Source organism: Sphingobacteriales bacterium (genome assembly GCA_016711285.1).
GTDB lineage: Bacteria > Bacteroidota > Bacteroidia > Chitinophagales > UBA2359 > JADJTG01.
In genome coordinates this window covers 536,242-555,949 of record JADJTG010000013.1, presented here as the reverse complement: position 1 = coordinate 555,949, position 19,708 = coordinate 536,242, and the positions used below count along the sequence as shown (strand labels likewise).

The 19,708-nt window shown below is 43.2% G+C and carries 12 protein-coding genes; 2 read left to right on the top strand and 10 right to left on the bottom strand.

Going from position 1 to position 19,708, the window contains the following annotated elements:
- Positions 1–6: 6 nt before the first annotated feature.
- Positions 7–1,155, bottom strand: coding sequence for a glycosyltransferase (locus IPL35_11775; GenBank protein MBK8444041.1), 1,149 nt, complete (start codon positions 1,153–1,155; stop codon positions 7–9).
- Between the two features lie 9 nt (positions 1,156–1,164).
- A complete protein-coding gene (locus IPL35_11770) occupies positions 1,165–2,235 on the bottom strand; it encodes a hypothetical protein (GenBank protein ID MBK8444040.1) in 1,071 nt (356 codons plus the stop codon).
- A 138-nt stretch (positions 2,236–2,373) separates the two neighbouring features.
- Between IPL35_11770 and IPL35_11765 the strand changes: the two genes are divergently transcribed.
- Positions 2,374–3,837, top strand: a complete 1,464-nt coding sequence (locus IPL35_11765) for a sulfatase (GenBank protein ID MBK8444039.1) — start codon at positions 2,374–2,376, stop codon at positions 3,835–3,837.
- A 41-nt stretch (positions 3,838–3,878) separates the two neighbouring features.
- Positions 3,879–4,565 carry an FkbM family methyltransferase gene (locus tag IPL35_11760; protein ID MBK8444038.1) on the top strand — a complete coding sequence of 229 codons (687 nt, stop codon included), beginning with the start codon at positions 3,879–3,881 and terminating at the stop codon, positions 4,563–4,565.
- Positions 4,566–4,601: 36 nt separating this feature from the next.
- On the opposite strand, the gene IPL35_11755 is transcribed toward IPL35_11760, so the two are convergent.
- The 8 genes from IPL35_11755 to IPL35_11720 form a co-directional block, all read right to left on the bottom strand.
- Positions 4,602–6,038, bottom strand: coding sequence for an oligosaccharide flippase family protein (locus IPL35_11755; GenBank protein MBK8444037.1), 1,437 nt, complete (start codon positions 6,036–6,038; stop codon positions 4,602–4,604).
- A 37-nt stretch (positions 6,039–6,075) separates the two neighbouring features.
- On the bottom strand, positions 6,076–9,024 hold the full coding sequence (locus IPL35_11750; protein ID MBK8444036.1) for a M28 family peptidase: 2,949 nt from the start codon (positions 9,022–9,024) through the stop codon (positions 6,076–6,078).
- A gap of 802 nt (positions 9,025–9,826) precedes the next feature.
- Positions 9,827–11,551 carry a T9SS type A sorting domain-containing protein gene (locus IPL35_11745; protein MBK8444035.1) on the bottom strand — a complete coding sequence of 575 codons (1,725 nt, stop codon included), beginning with the start codon at positions 11,549–11,551 and terminating at the stop codon, positions 9,827–9,829.
- Positions 11,552–11,679: 128 nt separating this feature from the next.
- A complete protein-coding gene (locus tag IPL35_11740; protein ID MBK8444034.1) occupies positions 11,680–12,915 on the bottom strand; it encodes a T9SS type A sorting domain-containing protein in 1,236 nt (411 codons plus the stop codon).
- A gap of 82 nt (positions 12,916–12,997) precedes the next feature.
- Positions 12,998–14,998: a PKD domain-containing protein gene (locus tag IPL35_11735; GenBank protein ID MBK8444033.1), complete on the bottom strand. Its 2,001-nt coding sequence runs from the start codon at positions 14,996–14,998 to the stop codon at positions 12,998–13,000.
- Positions 14,922–16,004 carry a hypothetical protein gene (locus tag IPL35_11730; GenBank protein ID MBK8444032.1) on the bottom strand — a complete coding sequence of 361 codons (1,083 nt, stop codon included), beginning with the start codon at positions 16,002–16,004 and terminating at the stop codon, positions 14,922–14,924. The genes IPL35_11735 and IPL35_11730 overlap by 77 nt, the downstream gene beginning before the upstream one ends.
- A 1,415-nt stretch (positions 16,005–17,419) precedes the next feature.
- The gene (locus IPL35_11725; protein MBK8444031.1) at positions 17,420–17,938 is read right to left on the bottom strand and encodes an IS630 family transposase; all 519 of its coding nucleotides are present in this window, start codon (positions 17,936–17,938) and stop codon (positions 17,420–17,422) included.
- Between the two features lie 444 nt (positions 17,939–18,382).
- Complete coding sequence (locus IPL35_11720) at positions 18,383–19,633, bottom strand: glycosyltransferase (protein MBK8444030.1); 1,251 nt, start codon at positions 19,631–19,633, stop codon at positions 18,383–18,385.
- Positions 19,634–19,708: the final 75 nt, after the last annotated feature.

Genomic DNA, 19,708 nt, shown 5'->3' with positions numbered 1-19,708 from the left:
CCGCTTTTATTTTGGAAAATGCTCAATTTTTTTTTCTACCCACGCTTTTAATATCTCTTGAAAAGAATGTGGTGTGTTGGGCAACTGTAAAGGACGCAAAGCGGCGGCTTCGTGCAGCATCGCGGCTATATCAAAGCGGTGCTGTGGTGCCGTAACTGCTTGTCGGCGTTGGTGCAGCATTTGTGCTAAATATTCTTGTTCGGTTTGCCCGGGTGTGGGAATAAAAAGTGCTTTTTTTTGAAATACCGCCAAATCCATTACTGTGGTGTAGCCGGAGCGCGACAATACATATTCCGAAGCGGCAATTGCTGACTGAAGGGCGGGCGTATCTAAATAATTGCAGATGCTGATGTGTTGGGGCAGTTGCTCAAATGATGGCGGAATAATGTCGCTGTTTTGAGGAAGTCCCCGTGCTATCATTATTTTTCCGTCTATTGAAGGTAATTGTTGCAGCAGCAAATCCTCCAAACAGGTGCGCTGCGGCTCAGGTCCCGACAACAGCACCAACAGGCGGTATTTTAAGGGCTGGTTTGCTGTATTGGCGGGCGGCGGCTCAAAGCGCGACAAAGCTCCTATGTATTTCGCCTGCGGCAGCCAATGGTGCAGCGTGTTGCTGTGTGCCAAATCGCCGGAAAGATTATTTTGTATATCGCCGCTATCAGGAACCCAACAAGCCTCAAAACGCAGCAGCCAACGGCGCAGCACCCGCCATATTACAGGTGTGGTGAAGGTATAGGCGGTTTTTAAAAAAATCTGATGGGTGATGATGACACTCGGAATATGCGGACTGTACATTCCATAGCGGTTGTCGGAAATAATACCATGGAAAGTTTCGCGTTGCAGGAGTTGTTGTAAAAAATGGTGTTCGTGTCGTATATTGCGCAATATCGCCGGTATTTGGCGGGCAATGTGCCAAGAAAGTGTACCCGATTTCGGATATATGATGGTTTCGCTACCGATTTCTAAGGTGCGCACTTGCGGAAATTCGCGCTGCAACAGCCGCAACGCCGCCCCTTCTGAGGCTACACACACTTCTATATCGCCGCGCTCCAATAAATAGCGAATGAGCGGAATACAGCGCGTGGCGTGTCCTAAACCCCAATTTAAAGGCGCAATTAGAATTTTTAATAATTTATCCTCCTCTTTTTTTATCATACCATATTCTTATTCAAGCGTAATCGTATATAATATCAATAGGCGCACAAATATAAACAAGCGTATTTGTTTGCCTTTTTTTTGCACTCCACTTTGCTCCCAAGCGAGGCGGCTGCTGTTTTTTAATGAAGGGAATAATTGCAGTGCCTGTTCTATTTCCTGTGTGTAGTGTGCGCTGCGCTGTTGTTGCAATCCATATCGCCGTAGCCATCTGAAAACAGGAAAAAGCAGCACATACCACAATAATAAGGCAGCTACAGTTCGGAAAAAAGGATAGAGTGCCGCACCCCCTATATTTTTTTCGTCTGATGAAAAATAATATAAAACAACAGATACCGCCAACGATATAAACAACATCAATATTACCGGCAACAAAGCTTTTTGAAAAACCGCCGTTTTTTTGCTATTTTCCGTCAATAACAGCTTTTGAGAAGCAACAACATTCAGTTGCATTGTATAATGAGGCAGAGGTTCTTGTAAATTTTGTAGTAATTGTACTGTCAATCGCGCTATTAACAAACCACCTACCGCGTAAATACCGATATAAACCGCTATCAGATACATACTCCCTGTTTCAATAGGTATAAAAGCCAATTGTTGGGCAATGTATTTCAATAATTCATTAATGGCTTTCCAAAAGGAAGTACCGAAAAAGAAGGTCAGCACCAATAATTTTTGAAGTGCCGACTCTAACATCGCTATCACACAAAAAATTGTAATACTCCATTTATTGACCCCCCATATACGATACAATACAATAGCTGCCACCGCCTGAAAACTTACCGCAATATAAGCAGTAAAAGGTGTAAAAGGACTTAAACTTGCTTTTATCAGCAGCACTACTATCAGGCTTTGGGGAATAATTGAAGTAGCTTTTTTTTCGGAATAATGTGCGATAAGGGTGATAATAATCATTGCCATACCGCCCACTGCCAAACCCGTAAAAGGAGTTTTTAGTGCATGTAGCATTCCGCCTAATGCGCTCTCCGAAAATGCCCACAGTGCCGTGAGTCTTTGGATAATTCCTACGGCAGAATGTGCAATTAATGGAACATTTTTATTCTCTTTATTATCCTTCATTGAACAAATTATTGATGCTTATATCTGCAAATCGTCATTTTAAAGCGTATAAACCTTGCAGGGGTTTTTATAAAAATATTCAGATATTTGCAGCAATTTTTCAACGAATATAAGCCACAATCTACATTTTGCCGAAAAATGAATAAAAAGTATTATAAAAAACGCTGTGTGTTATTGCTGTGGGCATTGGCATTTTTTATATTGTCGCCTTTTATAGCTACTGCTCAAACAACGCCCCCTGCACCGAATATTATTTTGTTCGTAGGCGATGATTGGTCGTATCATACGAGCATTGCCGGCGATTCTTTAGCCCAAACGCCTACTTACGATTTTTTGGCAAAAAACGGTGCCGTTCGCTTTTCCAATGCCTTTATGAATACGCCCTCCTGTACGGCGGCACGCTCTATTTTGCTCACCGGACAATACGCTCACCAACTTGGGGCAGGCGGCGTACTGTGGGGCAGCTTGGATATAAAAATCCCTACTTTTGTACAAATTTTAGAAAAAAACGGCTATTTTGTTCGCAGTATCGGCAAAGGCTGGAGTCCGGGCAGTTGGCAGCAAGGCGGCTATACCGAAGATCCGGCAGGTGAAAAAATAAAATCTGTTGAGGAGTTTTTTCAACAAATATCCTCCTCGCAGCCTTTTTTTCTGTGGTACGGCAGCACCAAAACACATCGCCCTTTTGTATTTGGCGAAGGAAAAAAGAAAGGTATTGACCCCCAACAAATAAAAGTGCCGCCGTTTTTGCCCGATACCGACTCGGTACGCTTGGATTTGTGCGATTATTATCAAAATGTGCGCGAAATGGACGATGAACTAAAGGAATTGGTGCAACAACTCAAAGCAAAAAAAATATTGCATCATACTATTATCATTGTGGTGAGCGATAATGGAATGGCTTTTCCGCACGGAAAAACCCAACTCTACGATGCAGGTACTCGTATGCCTTTGCTGATTTATGCTCCTATGTTTTTAAATGCAGAACATAGTTGCGAAAACACAAATTTTGTGAGCCTGCTCAATATTGCGCCCACTATTCTGGATTTGGCGGGTGTGCCCGTTGCTTCAACGATGCTTGGCAGCTCTTTGAAACCTTATCTGCTGCCACAGAGAGTGCCGCTACCTGCCTGCGACAGTGTCTTTTTGGAATTCAATCGGCACGGATTTAATACAACAAATAAAATTGCCATTTCTCCGCCGACACGCGCTTATCGCAATACCCAATTTTTATATATCAAAAATTATCAAAAAAAAGCAACTTCTTTTTTGGCTGACTGCGATAATTCTCCTACCAAAAAATTTTTAATCCAGCATCGCAAGGATAAGATTTTTAATGATTGGATACAGTTGTTATATCCTGTAACGAAGCCCGCAGAAGAATTATACGAGGTGCAAAAAGACCCTTTTCAGTTGAATAATATCGCAGATGACAGCCTTTATCAAGATGTTTTATCTGATTTGCGGCAGCGGCTCCATCAGTGGCAAAAAAACACGCAAGACCCGCTTTTGCAAAATGAGGAGTATTACAATACTTTGCCGCACTATCGCCCCGTTTCTGAAGCAGCAACCAAAGAAGAGGAAGATATTCCTTGTCATTAACCCCCTTAAATTTTTATATTTTGTTAAAATTCTTCAATCAATTGTACAAAACGGCTTATCCTATCTATAAGCCTTTGTATTTTGCTTATAAAAAAAGCAGCGACCGCGACCGTATCAACGAAATACGGAATTATGTAAAAGAAGGTATGACGGTATTAGACATCGGTGCTAATATCGGTTTTTATACTTTGCTCCTTTCGCGGTTGGTAGGAAAATCGGGAAAAGTATATGCTTTTGAACCCGATGCCACCAATTTTCGCCATTTGTCCAACAATGTGCGCAACTGCTCCAATGTGGTGCTGCATCAAGCGGCAGTAGGCGAAAAAAGCGGCAACATCAAACTGTTTCATTCCTCCGACCTCAATGTGGATCATCAAACTTTTGACAGCGGCGAAGGTCGCCCCTATACCGAAATCCCCTGTGTGGCTTTAGACGATGTAATCCCAACGCCCCAAAAAGTGGATTTTATCAAAATTGATATTCAGGGCTACGAATATTATGCTTTTAAAGGAATGAGCCAACTACTCCAACGCTCGCAGCCGCTTTTGCTGATGGGCGAAGTATGGCCTTATGCGCTCCAAAAAGCGGGTACGTCTGTAGCTCAATATTTGCAATTACTCCAACAAGCAGGACTCAATAGCAATATTTTGGGAAATTATGATGCCGCCGCTTTGCAAGCCAAAGCCGATGATAAGAGCTTTTATACCGACCTTATTGCACGAAAATAAATACGCTTTTGGCGGAGGAAATGCCTTTTTGATACATCAAAATGTCGGCAGCTTTTCTTTCAGTTTGTTTTTATACAACAATAAAGCTATAAAAACACACCCCGACATTGCTATTGCCGTTTGCAGCCACCAAGCGACATTTAGAAAAGTAGTGGAATAAAATAAAGTCATACACAGCAAGCCATACAGGAGCAGTTTGATAAAAGCCTTTGCCGGAAAAGCCGATTGCAGCACCTGATAGCTGAAAACAATATGCAAAGCCGCCACGCTCAGTTGTGTTAGCGATGCCGCCATTGCCGCCCCCTCGCTGCGATAAAGCGGCAGCAGCCATATATTTAAGCCTACGTTCAGCAGCACTGCCGCCGCCGCGATTATATTCAACAGCCGCAAACGATGATATGCCGTGAGCAAAGTGCCATATACATAAATTAATGACATACCCAACAAAGCGGGCAACAAAATTGCCAATGTGCTGCTATATGTAGCCGTAGCATCGTGATACAGCAATTTCATAACAGCTTCGCCCTGCCACACGCCCGCCGCCAATACCGGCAATAGTGCCAATGCCAGCAAAGCAGCGCACCATTCCGCTATGCGCTGTATGGCAAGGGGCATATCCAAACGCGCCGCATACCAAGGCAGCAGCAAAGACGACAACAATACCGCCACCTGATTTCCCGCCTCTACCAAACGATAAGCAGCCGCATAAATACCCGCTTCTTTCACACCTTCGGGGACTAAACGCTCCAGCAAAACGGCATCGCTGCGCGTGTAGGCTGCCATCAACAATGCCAAAAGCGCGTAAGGAACACTGTTTTTTATAATATCGCTCATCAGGCGGATATTCATATTAAAATCAATTTGCCCCAATTGTTTTCTCAACAACAAGATGCCCAAAAGCACTGCCAGCAATAAAGCTATGATTTGTGCATATATAAAATGGGTGATATTCAAAGGCAGCCAAACTCCGGCGGCTAACAACCCCACCAATATTATCATCAAAGTGCGGTCGGTGACGGATAAAATACTGTCGGCTTTGAAATATTGCAGTGCCGCTACATTGGAGCGTGCAAACAACAACACTGACAACAAAATTTGTTGTTGTACTAATAAAAAAAGTAAATACAACTGATCATCTTGATAGCCCAAGCAGCGCGACACCACCGCCATCACGATGCTATATACTATCGCTAATATTATTTTAAGAGCTAAAACATTAGAAAAATAAGAGCGAAATAAGGCAGGTTGGGCGGCAATGGTGCGTGTATTGAAATTATTAATTCCAAAATCCAATAGTGCCTGAAACAGCAATGTAAAATTGAACAAGGCAAAATAATTGCCGTATTCGGCAGCACCTACTTCATTTTGAACACCGCGCTCTATCACCAAAATCCACACCATTTTTACCGCCATATTCAGCGATACCAACAGTGCGGCATTGCCGAAAAATTTGCGCGTGGAATGATGCGACATGAATCAATGATGAACAGAAAAATCGGCTTACTCTGTGCTATTTCGTCAAAGGTATAATGGAAAGCGTTTGCTGAGTACCTTCGCGCTCAATAACAACAGGAACGGCAAGGGCGGGTTTCAGTTCGCTCAAAATATAAGTGTAGTCGTAGATGTTTTTAATATCCTTGTCTGCCAACTTTTTGATAATATCGCCACCTTGCAAACCCGCTTTTTCCGCCGGACTGCCGCCACGCACGCCACTGAGTTTTACGCCTTCTACTTCGGCGGCATAATCGGGAATAGTACCCAAATACACCGAAAAACTGCGCACCTGCTGCTGGGTATTGCTCATATCCGTTTTTTGGTACGTCAAAGTAGTTTCGGGCTTCGATACTTCCTGTATCAAATTGGCGGCAAATTGCGCCGTGCGCTCCATATCGGCGTAGTTGAGTTTGTCGGCATCATCGGTGGGGCGGTGGTAATCATCGTGCAAGCCCGTAAAGAAATTGACCACGGGAACACCTATTTTGTAAAAAGATGTAGCATCGGTGGGCAAATATGGGTCGGCGGTGAGCGCGAGATTAAAACCGGCGGCAATATTTTTCTTTTCGGCTAATTTTTTCCATTCGGCAGCCGAACCCACGCCTTGTATTATCAAGCTGTTGTCTTTCATACGACCCACCATATCAAAATTGAAATATGCCGCTATATTTTTGGCATCAAAAGGCAGGTTTTCACAAAAATATTGCGAGCCCAATAAGCCCATTTCTTCACCGCTCCACAAAGCAAACACTAAATTTTTAGTGATTTTTTCGGGTGATTTTTTTTGTAAATCCGCAAAATATTCCGCTAATTCCATTACCATCGCCGTACCCGAAGCGTTGTCGTCTGCTCCATTGTGAATGGCTCCTTCTTCGCCCGCCACTGCCCGCGAACCGCCGTGTTCGCCGTGCCCGAGATGGTCGTAGTGCGCCCCGATTACAATATAAGGTGCAGCTGCTTCCGCCGCCGGAACCAAAGCCACTATATTGTTGTCGCGTGCTGTTTGTTTTTTCAATTCGGTAAGGAGGGTGGCGTTCAGGTGCATCAATTCAAAAGTTTCCGGCTCGCCGTGCGGGTTGTAGGTTTTTAAATTTCTTTTTATCGTTTTTATATCTTTATCATAAATACCCAATAAATTTTGTGCAAAATTTTCGCTTATCTCCCATACCGCCAAACCCGCCGTACCGCCTTCGCGCTTGCCGTCGAATGAAAAAAGCTCTACTTCGCCGATAAAAACAATCGCTTTTGCGCCCATATCGCGTGCCAGCATTGCTTTGTAGCGTGCCGCCGTGTAGCGTTCGGTTTGTAATTCATCTTGCTGCGATGCGCTGTCAAAATCCGGCGCACCTTCCAATACCAATACTATTTTATCTTGCACATTTAAGCCCTTGTACGAATTGTACTGATAATCCAAACCTTCGGGCAACTTAACACCATATCCTACAAATACCATCGCTGCACTTACTGTACCGTTTTGGCTGTAAGAAATCGGTTGTGCTTGTGTATCCGTTGCCACTATCGCTTGCTTGCCGCCATCTACCGAAAAACGATTGTCGGCAGTACGGCTCACACCGGCGGTATAATCAAATCCGTATAAATATTTTTCTTTTACCCTGAGCAGCCCCTGTTGTTGAAACTGTGCGCTGATGTATTGTGCCGCTTTTTCAATGCCTTGCGAGCCGGTGCCACGCCCTTGCAATTCATCGGAAGCCAAATAATTTACTTTTTCCTTAAAATCATTCACCGAAAAGCCGGCGGAAAAAACTGCTGTATGAGGGGCAACTGCCGTTGCCTCCATATCGGCTTGCTCGTGGCTGTGGTGGGCGTGCGGCGACATATCGGGCATATCGCTACTACTGCTGCGCGGTGCGGCACCTGCCAAAGCCCGCAAAGCTGCCTCGTGATTCCAGTTGGCAAAAAACAACTGCGCATTGCCCTCGGTGGTGCGGCTGCTTGTCCAGCAAAGTTTTTTTCCATCGGGCGAAAAAACAGGCAAGCCGTCAAAACCATCGGTATAAGTGATGCGTACCGGCTCTTTTTTTCCCGCAACATCGGCTATGTATAATTCAAAATTGCTGAAGCCCAATTTGTTGGAGGCGAAAATAAAATATTCTTGCGAAGGGTGATAATAAGGAGCCCAGCTCATCGCTCCGAAATCGGTGAGGCGTTGTACATCGCTGCCGTCGAGGTTCATACTGAAAACATCAGCAACGATGCCCTTTTCTTCAAAGTGCCGCCAAATGATGCGTTTGCCATCGGGCGAAAAGAAAGGACCACCATCGTAACCTTTTTGTTGGGTAAGGCGGCGCACTTGAGAGCCATCGACATTCATCAAATAAATTTCGCCGAAATAAGCAGGGTCTATTTCTAATTTTTTCTGGTCTTCGGGCGATAATGTTTGTTCAAAAGCACTGCGATTGGAGCAGAAAACAATGAGTTTGCCGTCAGGCGACACGCCCCCTTCGGCATCGTAGCCTTTGGTATGGGTGAGGTTTTTCAGGTCGCTACCATCTGCATTGGCACTAAAAATATCCATGGCAGGTTCATAATCCCACGAGTAGCGGCGTTTATTGCCCGAAGCGCGAAATTCTAATTCTGCTTTTTGTTTATCAAGAGCTTGCGGGTCTTCGTGCGATGAAGCAAAAATAACCCTTTGGCTATTGCCCATAAAGAAAGCACAGGTTGTTTTGCCTTTGCCCGGCGATACGCGCTGAACATCGCCGCTTTCTAAATCTAAAGCATATATTTGGTAGAAAGGATTGGCAGCTTCGCGCTCGCTCTGAAAAATCAGGTAGCGTCCGTCTGGTGAAAAATAACCTTCACCGGAACGTTTTCCCTCATAGATAAGTTGGCGCGTTTGGCTCAAAAAATCGTTCTCTTGCGGCGGTGTATCGGCGGCAATGACCACTGATGAAAATAAAAAGCTATAAAAAGCGACAGTGTAATGCAAAAAATGTCGTTTCATGGATTAAAATGAAGATGATTGAAAAGAAAAAGATTGTTTTGTTTTTTATTATACCAACAATCTGACACTTAGAACGGCTGCAAAGTTACTGATTTTTTGTTTCAACTTTGTCAAAGTTATAAGTGAGGGTAGCAGTTCTTTAGGTGCAGCACGATACAAGCCCGCCGAGGGTAGCATTTCTTTAGGTGAACCACGATATATATCCTGCCGAGGGTAGCAATTCTTTAGGTGCGGCACGATACAAGCCCGCCGAGGGTAGCATTTCTTTAGGTGAACCACGATATATATCCTGCCGAGGGTAGCACTTTATTAGGCGCAGCACGATATATATCCTGCCAAGGGTAGCAGTTCTTTAGGTGAACCACGATACCTATCCTGCCGAGGGTAGCAGTTCTTTAGGTGAACCACGATACCTATCCCGCCGAGGGTAGCAATTTATTAGGTGCAGCACGATATATATCCTGCCGAGGGTAGCAATTTTTTAGGTGAACCACGATACCTATCCCGCCGAGGGTAGCAATTCTTTAGGTGAACCACGATACCTATCCCGCCGAGGGTAGCGTTTCTTTAGGTGCAGCACGATGTATATCCTGCCGAGGGTAGCAGTTCTTTAGGTGAACCACGATACCTATCCCGCCGAGGGTAGCAGTTCTTTAGGTGAACCACGATACCTATCCCGCCGAGGGTAGCGTTTCTTTAGGTGCAGCACGATGTATATCCCGCCGAGGGTAGCGTTTCTTTAGGTGCAGCACGATGTATATCCTGCCGAGGGTAGCAGTTCTTTAGGTGCAGCAACAAGCATTTAAGGAGCGACAAATTTTCCATCGGCGAGGGGGGTTTTGGAGTGCTGCGTGAAAATACGGTAAAAATACACCCCCTGCGGCAAACTCGGCAACTGCCAGCGACTGCCCGAAATCTGCGCTTGCTCCACCATTTTGCCGCTTACATCGTAGAGTTGTGCCTCGCAAGGCGGTAGCTCTGCCCAAAAGTGGAGGGTATGGTCGGCGGCGGTGTAGGTGGCGGCGATATGGTTGCCTGTGAGCGGCGGCATTGTTTCGTTGCCCACTGTCCATTCTTCGGGGCATTGCTCGGTGGTGCCGATGCGTATGCACTGACCCACGCTCAGGGTGTCGCAGAAGTAGGCATTGAGCGTTGCCCAATATACGCCGTTTTGGGCATAAACGTGCTGCTGTGTAGTGCCTGCTGGCGTAGGCTCTGGTTCGCTGCCATCGCCGAAGTCCCACCACAAACTATACGGCTCGCCCCGAAAGCCCAAGGTGTCGGCGGTGAAGGTGACATCGGTGCCGTTTTGGGTGCTTTGGAAGGTAATGTTGGGATTTTCCAACAAGCCCAAGCAATTCGTGTGCAGCAAATATACATTGGCACGACCGCCAAAGTAGAGCGTATCCCCCTGACCATTGAGTACCGGAACGCTCTCTAAACCACTCTCGTATCTGCCCGTTACCCACAGCGTGCCGTCTGTATCGCGCAAGAGGGCATAGCCGTAGTCGTTTTCTTCGCCGCCGTATAGCCTGCGCCAGAGTAGCTCGCCGTTGCTGTTGAGTTTAATTATTTGTGCTTGTAATGCATAATCAATCAAGTTAGTTCTATAACACCCACCCGCTATTATATCTCCATTAATTAAGACCATTGGTTGGAATATACTACAATTATTTGTTATCTCTTCGCTTTTCCAAACCACATCGAAATTAAGGTCTAATTTCATTATATAAGTGCTATCTTGATTATTATAGGCTGCTATATAATCAGAATCAGAAACATATAAATCCCACAATACTTCATTTACTTCCCAATCTATTAGTTTTTGTTGTATAATAATTCCTGACTCATCAAACTCTATTAATGCAATGTCAGATGGATTATTACTATTCCACGGTTGCCAATTCACTAAGCAGGAGGCTAAAAAGTTGCCATTGGGTAGTGCAAGCAGGTCGGTTACTTTGTTATCATCACTGTATCCCTCTATGATTAATTCCCATTCCTTATCTCCATTCTCGTCTATTTTTATGATGTAGGGTTGGTAGTGTCCGTCTAAGGGGTCGTCATCACTCTGCGACAACAATAATTGTCCTCCCGCTATAAATCCATTATCTTCTGTTGGTACAATAGATGTACAAAAATTATAATAACTGGTATTCCCTATCTCTTTGGTGTACCAAAATGCATCAAATTTCCAAAAACCTGCAAAAGTATTCCATACAGATATATTTTCATTTGCTTCATTGCGTTGTCCTATAAGTACCCAATTTCCATCCTTCCCTTTTGCGGCAGCATAAAAAGAACTTTCATATTCCGACTCATTTTGTAGAACAGTATTTTTTACAATACCCAAAGTATCATACCTCAAAATGTATGCCTGCCAAAGCTGATTATCCCAACTTAATGTGTTTCCAACTATCCAAAATTCATTTTCTTTGTATTTTAACAAATTAAAGCCATTTTGAATATCTTTTATGGCAAAATCTTTTTCAAATAAAACCTGTGCTTGTACAGAATAAAGTATCAAAAAAAATACTAATCGTATTGGGTGTTTCATACTATATATTTTTAAAATTTAAAAATAATTAAAAAACTACCTCAAGGCAATACATTGAAATTCCTGAGGTAGTTTTTTTTGCTAAACAAGGCTATTATTTATTTTATTATCACCAATTTTCCACTTTTGCTGCTGCCCTGCTGCAATTGAACCTGATATAAGTAAATACCGGCGGCAAGCTGTGGCATCTGACAGCGATACACCGATATCGCTGTTTTGAAACTGTAATGAGCCACTGTTTTGCCTTGTGTATCGCTGAATATCAATTGTGTAAAAGGGGTGTCGCTTTCAAAAAACACTTCCCCATTGCTCGGGTTGGGATATACCCGCAGCCCTTGTGGTGGCGGCTCGTACAATTGTTTTTTGGCGGCGGGGGGAGCAGCACAATTTTCTATTTTGGCATCTACCCAAGCACCTTGCCGCGCTTCGAATGTGGGCAGCCAGTCGATATATTCGCCTGCGCGATACTCCACTTGTGCGCCGGCGGCTATGGTATCGCCGCTCATTATCCAGTATTGGCGGCTATAGAGGCTGTCGCTGCCGGAGGTATGTAGCACAGTGCTGTAGTCTGCCGTGCCGCAATAGGGTTCGGGGTCGCAGGCATCGGGGATAAAGTCGCCGTCGCTGTCTTGCAGGTCGTTGCCATCGCAAAAATCCTGTTTATCGCAAATACCGTCTGCATCGCTGTCGGGGTCGCCTTCGGCACAGTCCCAATCGCTGTTGTCGGAGTCGTAGATGAGGGGGTCTATTTCGGTGAGCGTAGTGTCAATAATTTCTAAAAGCACACGCGCCTGATAAGAACTGTAGGTATCGAAGGCGGCTATCGCCTGCAAACGACTGCGTTGTTCGCTGTTGAGGTCGAAGGGAGTAAGGGTGGTATCGGAGCGCAAAGCCAGCAAAATTTCGTAGTATGCCACAAAATTGCTGTCTTCCTGCTCATTGAGCGTATTGCTTTTGGCGGCGGCGGCGTTTTTCATTTCATTGAGCAAGGTATTGGCTTGGCTCAGTTGTCCTTTGGCGATATAATGCGGCAACAAAAGGCGACGGCTGAGGCGCGAATTGAGACACTCCAAAAAGCCTACCGCTTCGTTTAATTTACCGGTGCGCACGAGTTCGCGGGTTTTGCTGCGAATGAGTGCATCGCGGCGTGGGTCGTCAGCCAAATTACAAATATCGCCGCTGCTGAGGGCGGTTCTGCCACAATTGCAGGTTAAAGCACTAGCTGGTAAATTTGTACACAACTCAACATCTACAATATTACTCACTACTTCGGGTTCTTGGGTTTCGGGGGCGGCGTACCAATAAATAAAGTCGGTGGCACTGCTGATGTCCATTTCGAAGGGTGGGTCGCAGGCATTGGCAGAAGGAATGAGGAGGTTGTTGAGGTCGCAGGTGAAGGTATTGAGGGGGACGTAGTTAGGAGCATCTGGAATACTTAAACACTCTCCCCTGGTCTTGCATTTGGAGCACGGTGGAGAAGTTATTATCTAGTTGCCAGCCCTTGTAATAGCCTGCGTGTTCGTTGCAGCGTATATCCAAGCCCAGATTATTGCCTTGTATCAATACTCCGGTGAGGCTGTTGAGAAAATGGTTTCTGCACAGCAGATTCCCCATTTGTTCGCCATTGCGCACAAATACATCGGTCTTGTGGCGATTGACAACGTTTTGCTCTAAAATATCTACTTCGCTGCCGATGAGGCTGATGCCCGTATTAGGCATGCTATAGAAAGTACCTATTGTATTGCTGCGGTCAAGGATATTGCGGTTACGCACGAGGCCGCGCTCGGCAGTGAGGTGAATACCAAAGCGGCAGTTGGTGAACCTGTTGCTAACAATGTCATCACCAAATGTAAATGCTTCTAAATTACCGGGATCCCCGCCATCTCTGATACCCCAATAACATTCCTGAAAGATATTGCTGCGTGCATTAAGACTGCGCACACCTCTGCCGAAAAAACCACTGTATTGTTTAGTAAATCTTGTATTTCCTACATATACATTGCCATATAAAAAGGACCAGATACCGAGTGCGTGTATTCCATTATCCAAAGGAAATAATAAATCGCCGCTGCGTTCAAAACTACTGTCGTACACATCTAAACGAGTGTATATTTTGGCATCTGAGAGGTCGCCGGAGTTAATAGCATTGTAATAGCCGTGGCTGGCATTGATACCCTGATGACAGTTGATAAAATTCGTTCTGTTTATAATAGCTAAACCGCCTGATGTTGTCTTTGCCAAATTATTGTTGTTGTTGAGGTTTTGAAAAACATTGACCGAAGCTATGTTATTGAGGTCGGGCGTAGGGAGGGTGCTTTCTAATTGCACCAAATCATATACTGGCGTGTTCATTAAAGCTACTCCAATCAAAGCATCGCGGATAGTTGCATTGTTTTGTGTAACTAATTTTCCTTGTGGGTTCAGCTTGGGGTTATTATTAATACCCGGTCCTAAAACCCGTATTCCCTGCCACATACAGTCGCCCGCACTTTGTAAAGTAGCATTATCTATCAGCAGTTGTGCGCCGGATTTTACCACTATTCTTCCAAAAGGACCAAATCGCAGGGTAGCTGCCGCTATTTCAAGTTTATAACCCAAGGGAATGATAATAGACGTATTGATAATATTGTTGTCGGGGTTGCCGTCGGTAAAGAGGGTATTATTCACGGTGTTCCAACTTACGATGGTGGGGGTATTTACAGTGCCCGCTGCTGCCAGAGGAGCAATGCTGTAGGAGGTAGCAGCATAAATTTCGCTGCCCGCGACAGGCAAACAAAATTGGTCGGTGCAGTCGGTAGCGGCGGTGAGTGTGACGGTGGAGGTAGAAATACCACACATATTTTCTACGGTATAAGTGTATATACCTACCTCTTTGATACTACTACCGTTTACCTCATTTCCACCTGCATCTGTCCAAATACCGCCTTCATCTTCGCCTTGCAATAAGATAGGGAGGTTTATGGGAAACTCAAACTCACATACCGCTTCGGTAGTGCTTTCGCCTGCGTAGGGCGGCTCCACGACCTGTATTGTAACAGACTTGGTAGAATGGCATTGAATATATTGGTCTTGAACCGTGACAGTATAGGTGGTGGTGGTGGTGGGGCTTACAGTAATTGATGTGCCGGTTTGTCCGGTACTCCAAATGTATTCCAAATCCTTACCCGAAGCAGAAGCTGTGAGTACCACGCTTTCTCCTTGACATATTTTGTCGATTCCATTAGGTACTTCAATGGTAATATCGGGGTGATAGCCTAAATGCACTTGCACTACATCGCTGTTGGTGCAGCCATTCTGCGATACAGTGAGGGTGTATTCAATATTGAAGTTTTCATAAGAATTATCGGTAGCGGTAAAAGAGGGGTTGAGGGTATTGGCATTGGTGAGCGGAGGAGCGATGCTGGTGTCCCTGTCCAACTATAAGTGGCTCCGGCGTACCCTGCCCTGATAGTGTAATGGTACTGCCATCGGGACACATTGTAATATCATTTCCGGCGTTGGCAGAAAGCTGGGTAATAATAACATCAAGCGCATCTGTAGCGGTGCAGCCTTGGTCGTTGGTAGCGGTGAGGGTGTAGGTATAAGTGCCGGGGGTGGCATTAGCGGTGTTGAGGGTAATGAGAGCCCCTACATAACCATTAGTTGGTATTGGTGCGCCATTAACAGGATATACTGACCAGTTGCATATATAATTAAGATTATCTAAACTTTCTATATGCACTTCTTCTCCTACACAAGCCTCTATATCATCACCAGCATTAATCTCAAATTGAAATACATGTACATAAAAAGTTTCATTGGCAACACAGCCCTGTTCATTAGTTACCGTTAAAAAGTAGGGATAAATGGAACCATCTTCTGCATTGTTGGTATTCATAATAGGATTAGCAAGGTCATAGTTACTTAAAGGAGGACAATAAGTATTACCCGCCTCCCAATGATAGCTTACATTATTTCCGTTGCTGCTCCCCATAAGGGTTAGTGCAGATCCTATACAAGCATCTAAATGATTAGCTCCAGATGTTAAAGGAACATTTATTACAAATGATAGAATTTGTTGAGGAATATTTTCACAATCACTGCTCAATGTTAAATAAAAAGTAGTTGTTTGAGCAGGATATACCGTAATATTAGTGTTATTATAGATCTCAGTGGAGCCAAAGTTATAATAAGGAGCAGCTGACCAGCTAATATTATTGTACGGAGAATCTCCCTCCGAAAAATGTAGTTCTACTGCGTCACCCGAACAAATATTTACTTGTTCATAATGAGTAGCACCAAAATAAAAAATAGGTACTGATGGATATTCCGCCCAAATAAATGGATTGTGAGGCGTATTATCTACAAAATTTTCTGCGCCATTGTAATATCTATCTATCTGACAATGGGTCAATGCAACAGGCAAATTTCCATGAGAATCCATAATGTTATTTGTTAATCCAATCATAACAGGGCATTCTCCACATCCCTGACATCCTGTACAGCCAGGCCCACATTGAACAAATTCTAATGGCATCAACAGTCCTTCATTGCAGCCAGGCGTATCATCACAGCCATCATCGTTCAATCTTGAATGATTGACACCTAGATGATGTCCTATTTCATGAAGCATAAAAGCCACTGTGGGAACTTTATTTATTTGTAATTTCTCATAGATACCTCCCATTCGTATTGCATTGTTGCTAAACATTTGGGGTCCATTGTAATCAACTGGGAATGCCAACAAAATATCAATCACATTAGCGTCTATATTATTTGTAGATAAATTTGCTAAATCAGCCCAATCGTTGTTGTTATAAACACCAGGATCATTATAATAATATATATTATCCAATACAAAACGAACTCGAGCATCTTTGCACGATGCATCGTACAAAGTAGTAAAATCTTCCTCTAATAGCTCGAAGTCTGAAGAAGTACCATCTATAATACTCGTGAATTCTTCATACGACAGTGTTTCCCACGAAACACAATTAGGACAAGGGTGGTTAGCAACATTTTGTGCATAGGTAGCAGGGTCTGGCAAGAGTATATTATCTAAAATAGGAGCACTATACTGCCAATTTACTAAACTAGATATAGCTTCTCCCAAATCTTCTTCTACTAATTTTCTTAGTATTTCTGTATCTTGCGGATTATTTGGGTCAAAGTTTTGCATAGGTTGGCCAATAGGTGGATTTAGTACATGGAAAGCAACTCTAATAAATCGCAGAGGTGTACAAGTACATGGATTATCCAGAGGGGTAAGATTTTCGATGTTAATAGGTACGGTTGGTTCTGTAACGCATAAATTATTACTATATATTTGTTCTATAAGGGATAACTCAGGTGTTTGCCCCCAAGCCACCTTACCGAATATCAGCAGCATAGCCATAGCGATTATGAGCCTTTGCGGTTTCCATAAAGCGAAGCAAGTACGCAGTCCCCCCCCCAATTTGTGATAAATAAAGTTAATGTGTTGCTGCGCTATCGCCTTCCTCGAAAGCAGCGCGGCGAGTTCTTGGTTTTTTCTCATAATAAAGAAAAAATTTTGGTGTTAAAAAATAAAGTATAATGACTCCCAACGCCTTGCGGCAATTGAGTTTTTTCTTTCTTTTAAAAGGCAGCAGTTTTATAAACACTGCAAATACCTTGTAATAGTCGTGGAACGGACGGAACGATACTTTAATATTTACTCCTCATTACTGCTTACTCACCCTAAGCCTCAACGCTTCCCTGAGCGTTGTTTGCAACAAATATAATCCTTTTTTTGAAAGATGCAAATTTTTCTTTTAGTTTTTTTACTGCCTAACTTTGTCAAAGTTCGAACTTTGTCAAAGTTATCACCAAATATATGTACTAAATAGTCCAATCAAAATATTGAAAAACATAGTCAAAACTGCATATATTCTTAACCTCATTTGAAGTTAGATTTTGACAAGTTTTTGTAATAAAATCACTGACTTGATTTAAAGAACTGCATAAAATATTTGTAAATGATCGTTTAAATTTCCACCATACTTTTTCTGCAGGATTAAGTTCCGGCGAGTATGGAGGAAGAAAAATCATTCCTATATTTTCAGGAATATTTAGTTTTTTAGCCTTGTGAAAGGCAGTATTATCCAAGACTAAAATTTTATATTCCGATGGTCTATGTTTTGATAATTCATTCAGATAAACTTGAAAAGTTTGTGCATTGCATAAAGACATTTCCATCAAGAAATTATCCCCATCCAAAGGGGAAAATGAGCCAAAAAGATAGGTAAATTTAAAAACTTGATGGTAAGGACAGATAGGTTTTATTCCTTTTGAAGTAAGTATTTTCCCATTTCTTGTAAACATTCCAAATCTTGATTCATCTTGAAAATATAGATTCACTGTTTTGTATGGAAAACTTACTGAAAGTAAAAGGTTTATACACTTTTGATGGAAGTTTTTTTAAAAGCCTCCACTGCCTTTTCATCTTTTTTGACATGACTTTTTCGGGCAACTTTTATTTTGGTATTAAAGTTTCGTTGTACATATTTCACCAAAGTAATATACTTCATATCTTTGTGTAATTCAGTATTTACCCAGAAAAGACATATATAAATATTTTATAGTTCAAAATTAATAAAAAATCCATTTCGTAAATATTGGACTATATCTGTTTTATAGATGGTATAAATTCCCACAAAGTTCGGCGGAGTGAGAGAAAATAAAAAAAGGAAAGCCTTGTGCTTTCCTTTTTTTATTGAATATGATTTTTGCAACCTGATTTTGTTCTTTTTAAAAAAAACTCTTTTGCTGCAAACTATTACAAAAACCCAAGACGGCGCGTATTTAAACTACTTTCACCTGCTTGCCTTCTTTGGCTTGTAAAAATGGCTCAACGATTTTCCAAAATTGTTCGGCGCGGTTTTCCCACGAGTTGGCACGGCTGCGCTCCCAACGGTCTTTGTAGCGTTCCGGCGTGTCGTGATGCAGTGCCGTGTTGAGCAAAGACACAAAATGGTCGGCATCGCGGGCAATATAAATACCATCGGCGTAGTCTTCCAAATCTTTGGAAAAATGCGTAACGATAACCGGCTTACCCAAAGCCAAACACTCGTTGAATTTGAGCGGATAAATATTGCTCGTCAAATCGTTGAGTTTGTACGGAATAATGGTAGCATCTACATGCTGCAAATAAGCGGGTAATTCTAAAAAAGGTTTTCTACCCAAAAAATGCACATTCGGCAACTTATCCAAGCCGCGCTCTTTGTATTCTTCGCCGTGAATGGGTCCGATATACACAAATTGAATGTCGGGATATGCCAAAGCCGATTTTTTCATCAGTTCAAAATCAATGCGGAGGCTGTCCAAATGACCAAAATAACAAATGATTTTTCCCTTTAAATCTTTCATATCTGCCGGACGCGGCAAAGCAGGGGCAGGTGGCGAAACGGCTTTTTCAAATACTTCCAAATCTACACCATTGGATAGTTGGCGGGCATTGGGCGTAAGGGTGGTGTATTGCTCTTGCAGTTTTTTGGAAGTGGTCAGAAATATATCGGCGCGGCGGGCGTGCTCCGCTTCAAGGCGCACACCGTGTCGGGCAATATACGGCTCTCCGGCAATGGAGTCGATGGTTTGGTAAATATCTAAGATCGGCTTAAAATCTTTTGGAAAAAATCTGCCGAAAAAAGGGTCAAAAGAATTGATTAAAATGAATTTTTTTACATCAAATTCTTTTAAGGTTTTCATAACAGTTCTGAACAATACTGCATCGTTGCGTTTTGCCAGCGTGTCGTAGAGTGCGCCATCGGGCAGCCAGTTAATGGGCAGCGTGAGTTCCGGCGTGATGGCATACAGATTTTTTGACCAGCCATTCAGGTGGCGGTAGTAAGAAGTGCCCTTTATAAGTGCCTCTTTTTTGCCCTTGATAATGGGGTCGTTTTTGCCTTGCCAGTAATCTTTCCAAGTGTAGGGGTGTTCTATATAAAAAATGCGGTTGGTACGCGCAAATTCTTTTGCCAAAGAATAAATAGGAGCCGTCACCGGATTATCTAAGCGGGAGGTGGTGACGATTAATAAGTCATAATCAGAACGCATGGATATAATTTTTGCTGCAAAAATAGTAATAGATATTACAAAACACGCCATTTTATGGTGTATATTGCTATATTT

Excerpts from the sequence above, each read along its gene's own strand:
- IPL35_11775 (MBK8444041.1), bottom strand. The coding sequence starts at position 1,155 with ATGATAAAAAAAGAGGAGGATAAATTATTAAAAATTCTAATTGCGCCT.
- IPL35_11770 (MBK8444040.1), bottom strand. The coding sequence starts at position 2,235 with ATGAAGGATAATAAAGAGAATAAAAATGTTCCATTAATTGCACATTCT.
- IPL35_11765 (MBK8444039.1), top strand. The coding sequence starts at position 2,374 with ATGAATAAAAAGTATTATAAAAAACGCTGTGTGTTATTGCTGTGGGCA.
- IPL35_11755 (MBK8444037.1), bottom strand. The coding sequence starts at position 6,038 with ATGTCGCATCATTCCACGCGCAAATTTTTCGGCAATGCCGCACTGTTG.
- IPL35_11750 (MBK8444036.1), bottom strand. The coding sequence starts at position 9,024 with ATGAAACGACATTTTTTGCATTACACTGTCGCTTTTTATAGCTTTTTA.
- IPL35_11740 (MBK8444034.1), bottom strand. The coding sequence starts at position 12,915 with ATGGACATCAGCAGTGCCACCGACTTTATTTATTGGTACGCCGCCCCC.
- IPL35_11730 (MBK8444032.1), bottom strand. The coding sequence starts at position 16,004 with ATGGATTCTCATGGAAATTTGCCTGTTGCATTGACCCATTGTCAGATA.
- IPL35_11720 (MBK8444030.1), bottom strand. The coding sequence starts at position 19,633 with ATGCGTTCTGATTATGACTTATTAATCGTCACCACCTCCCGCTTAGAT.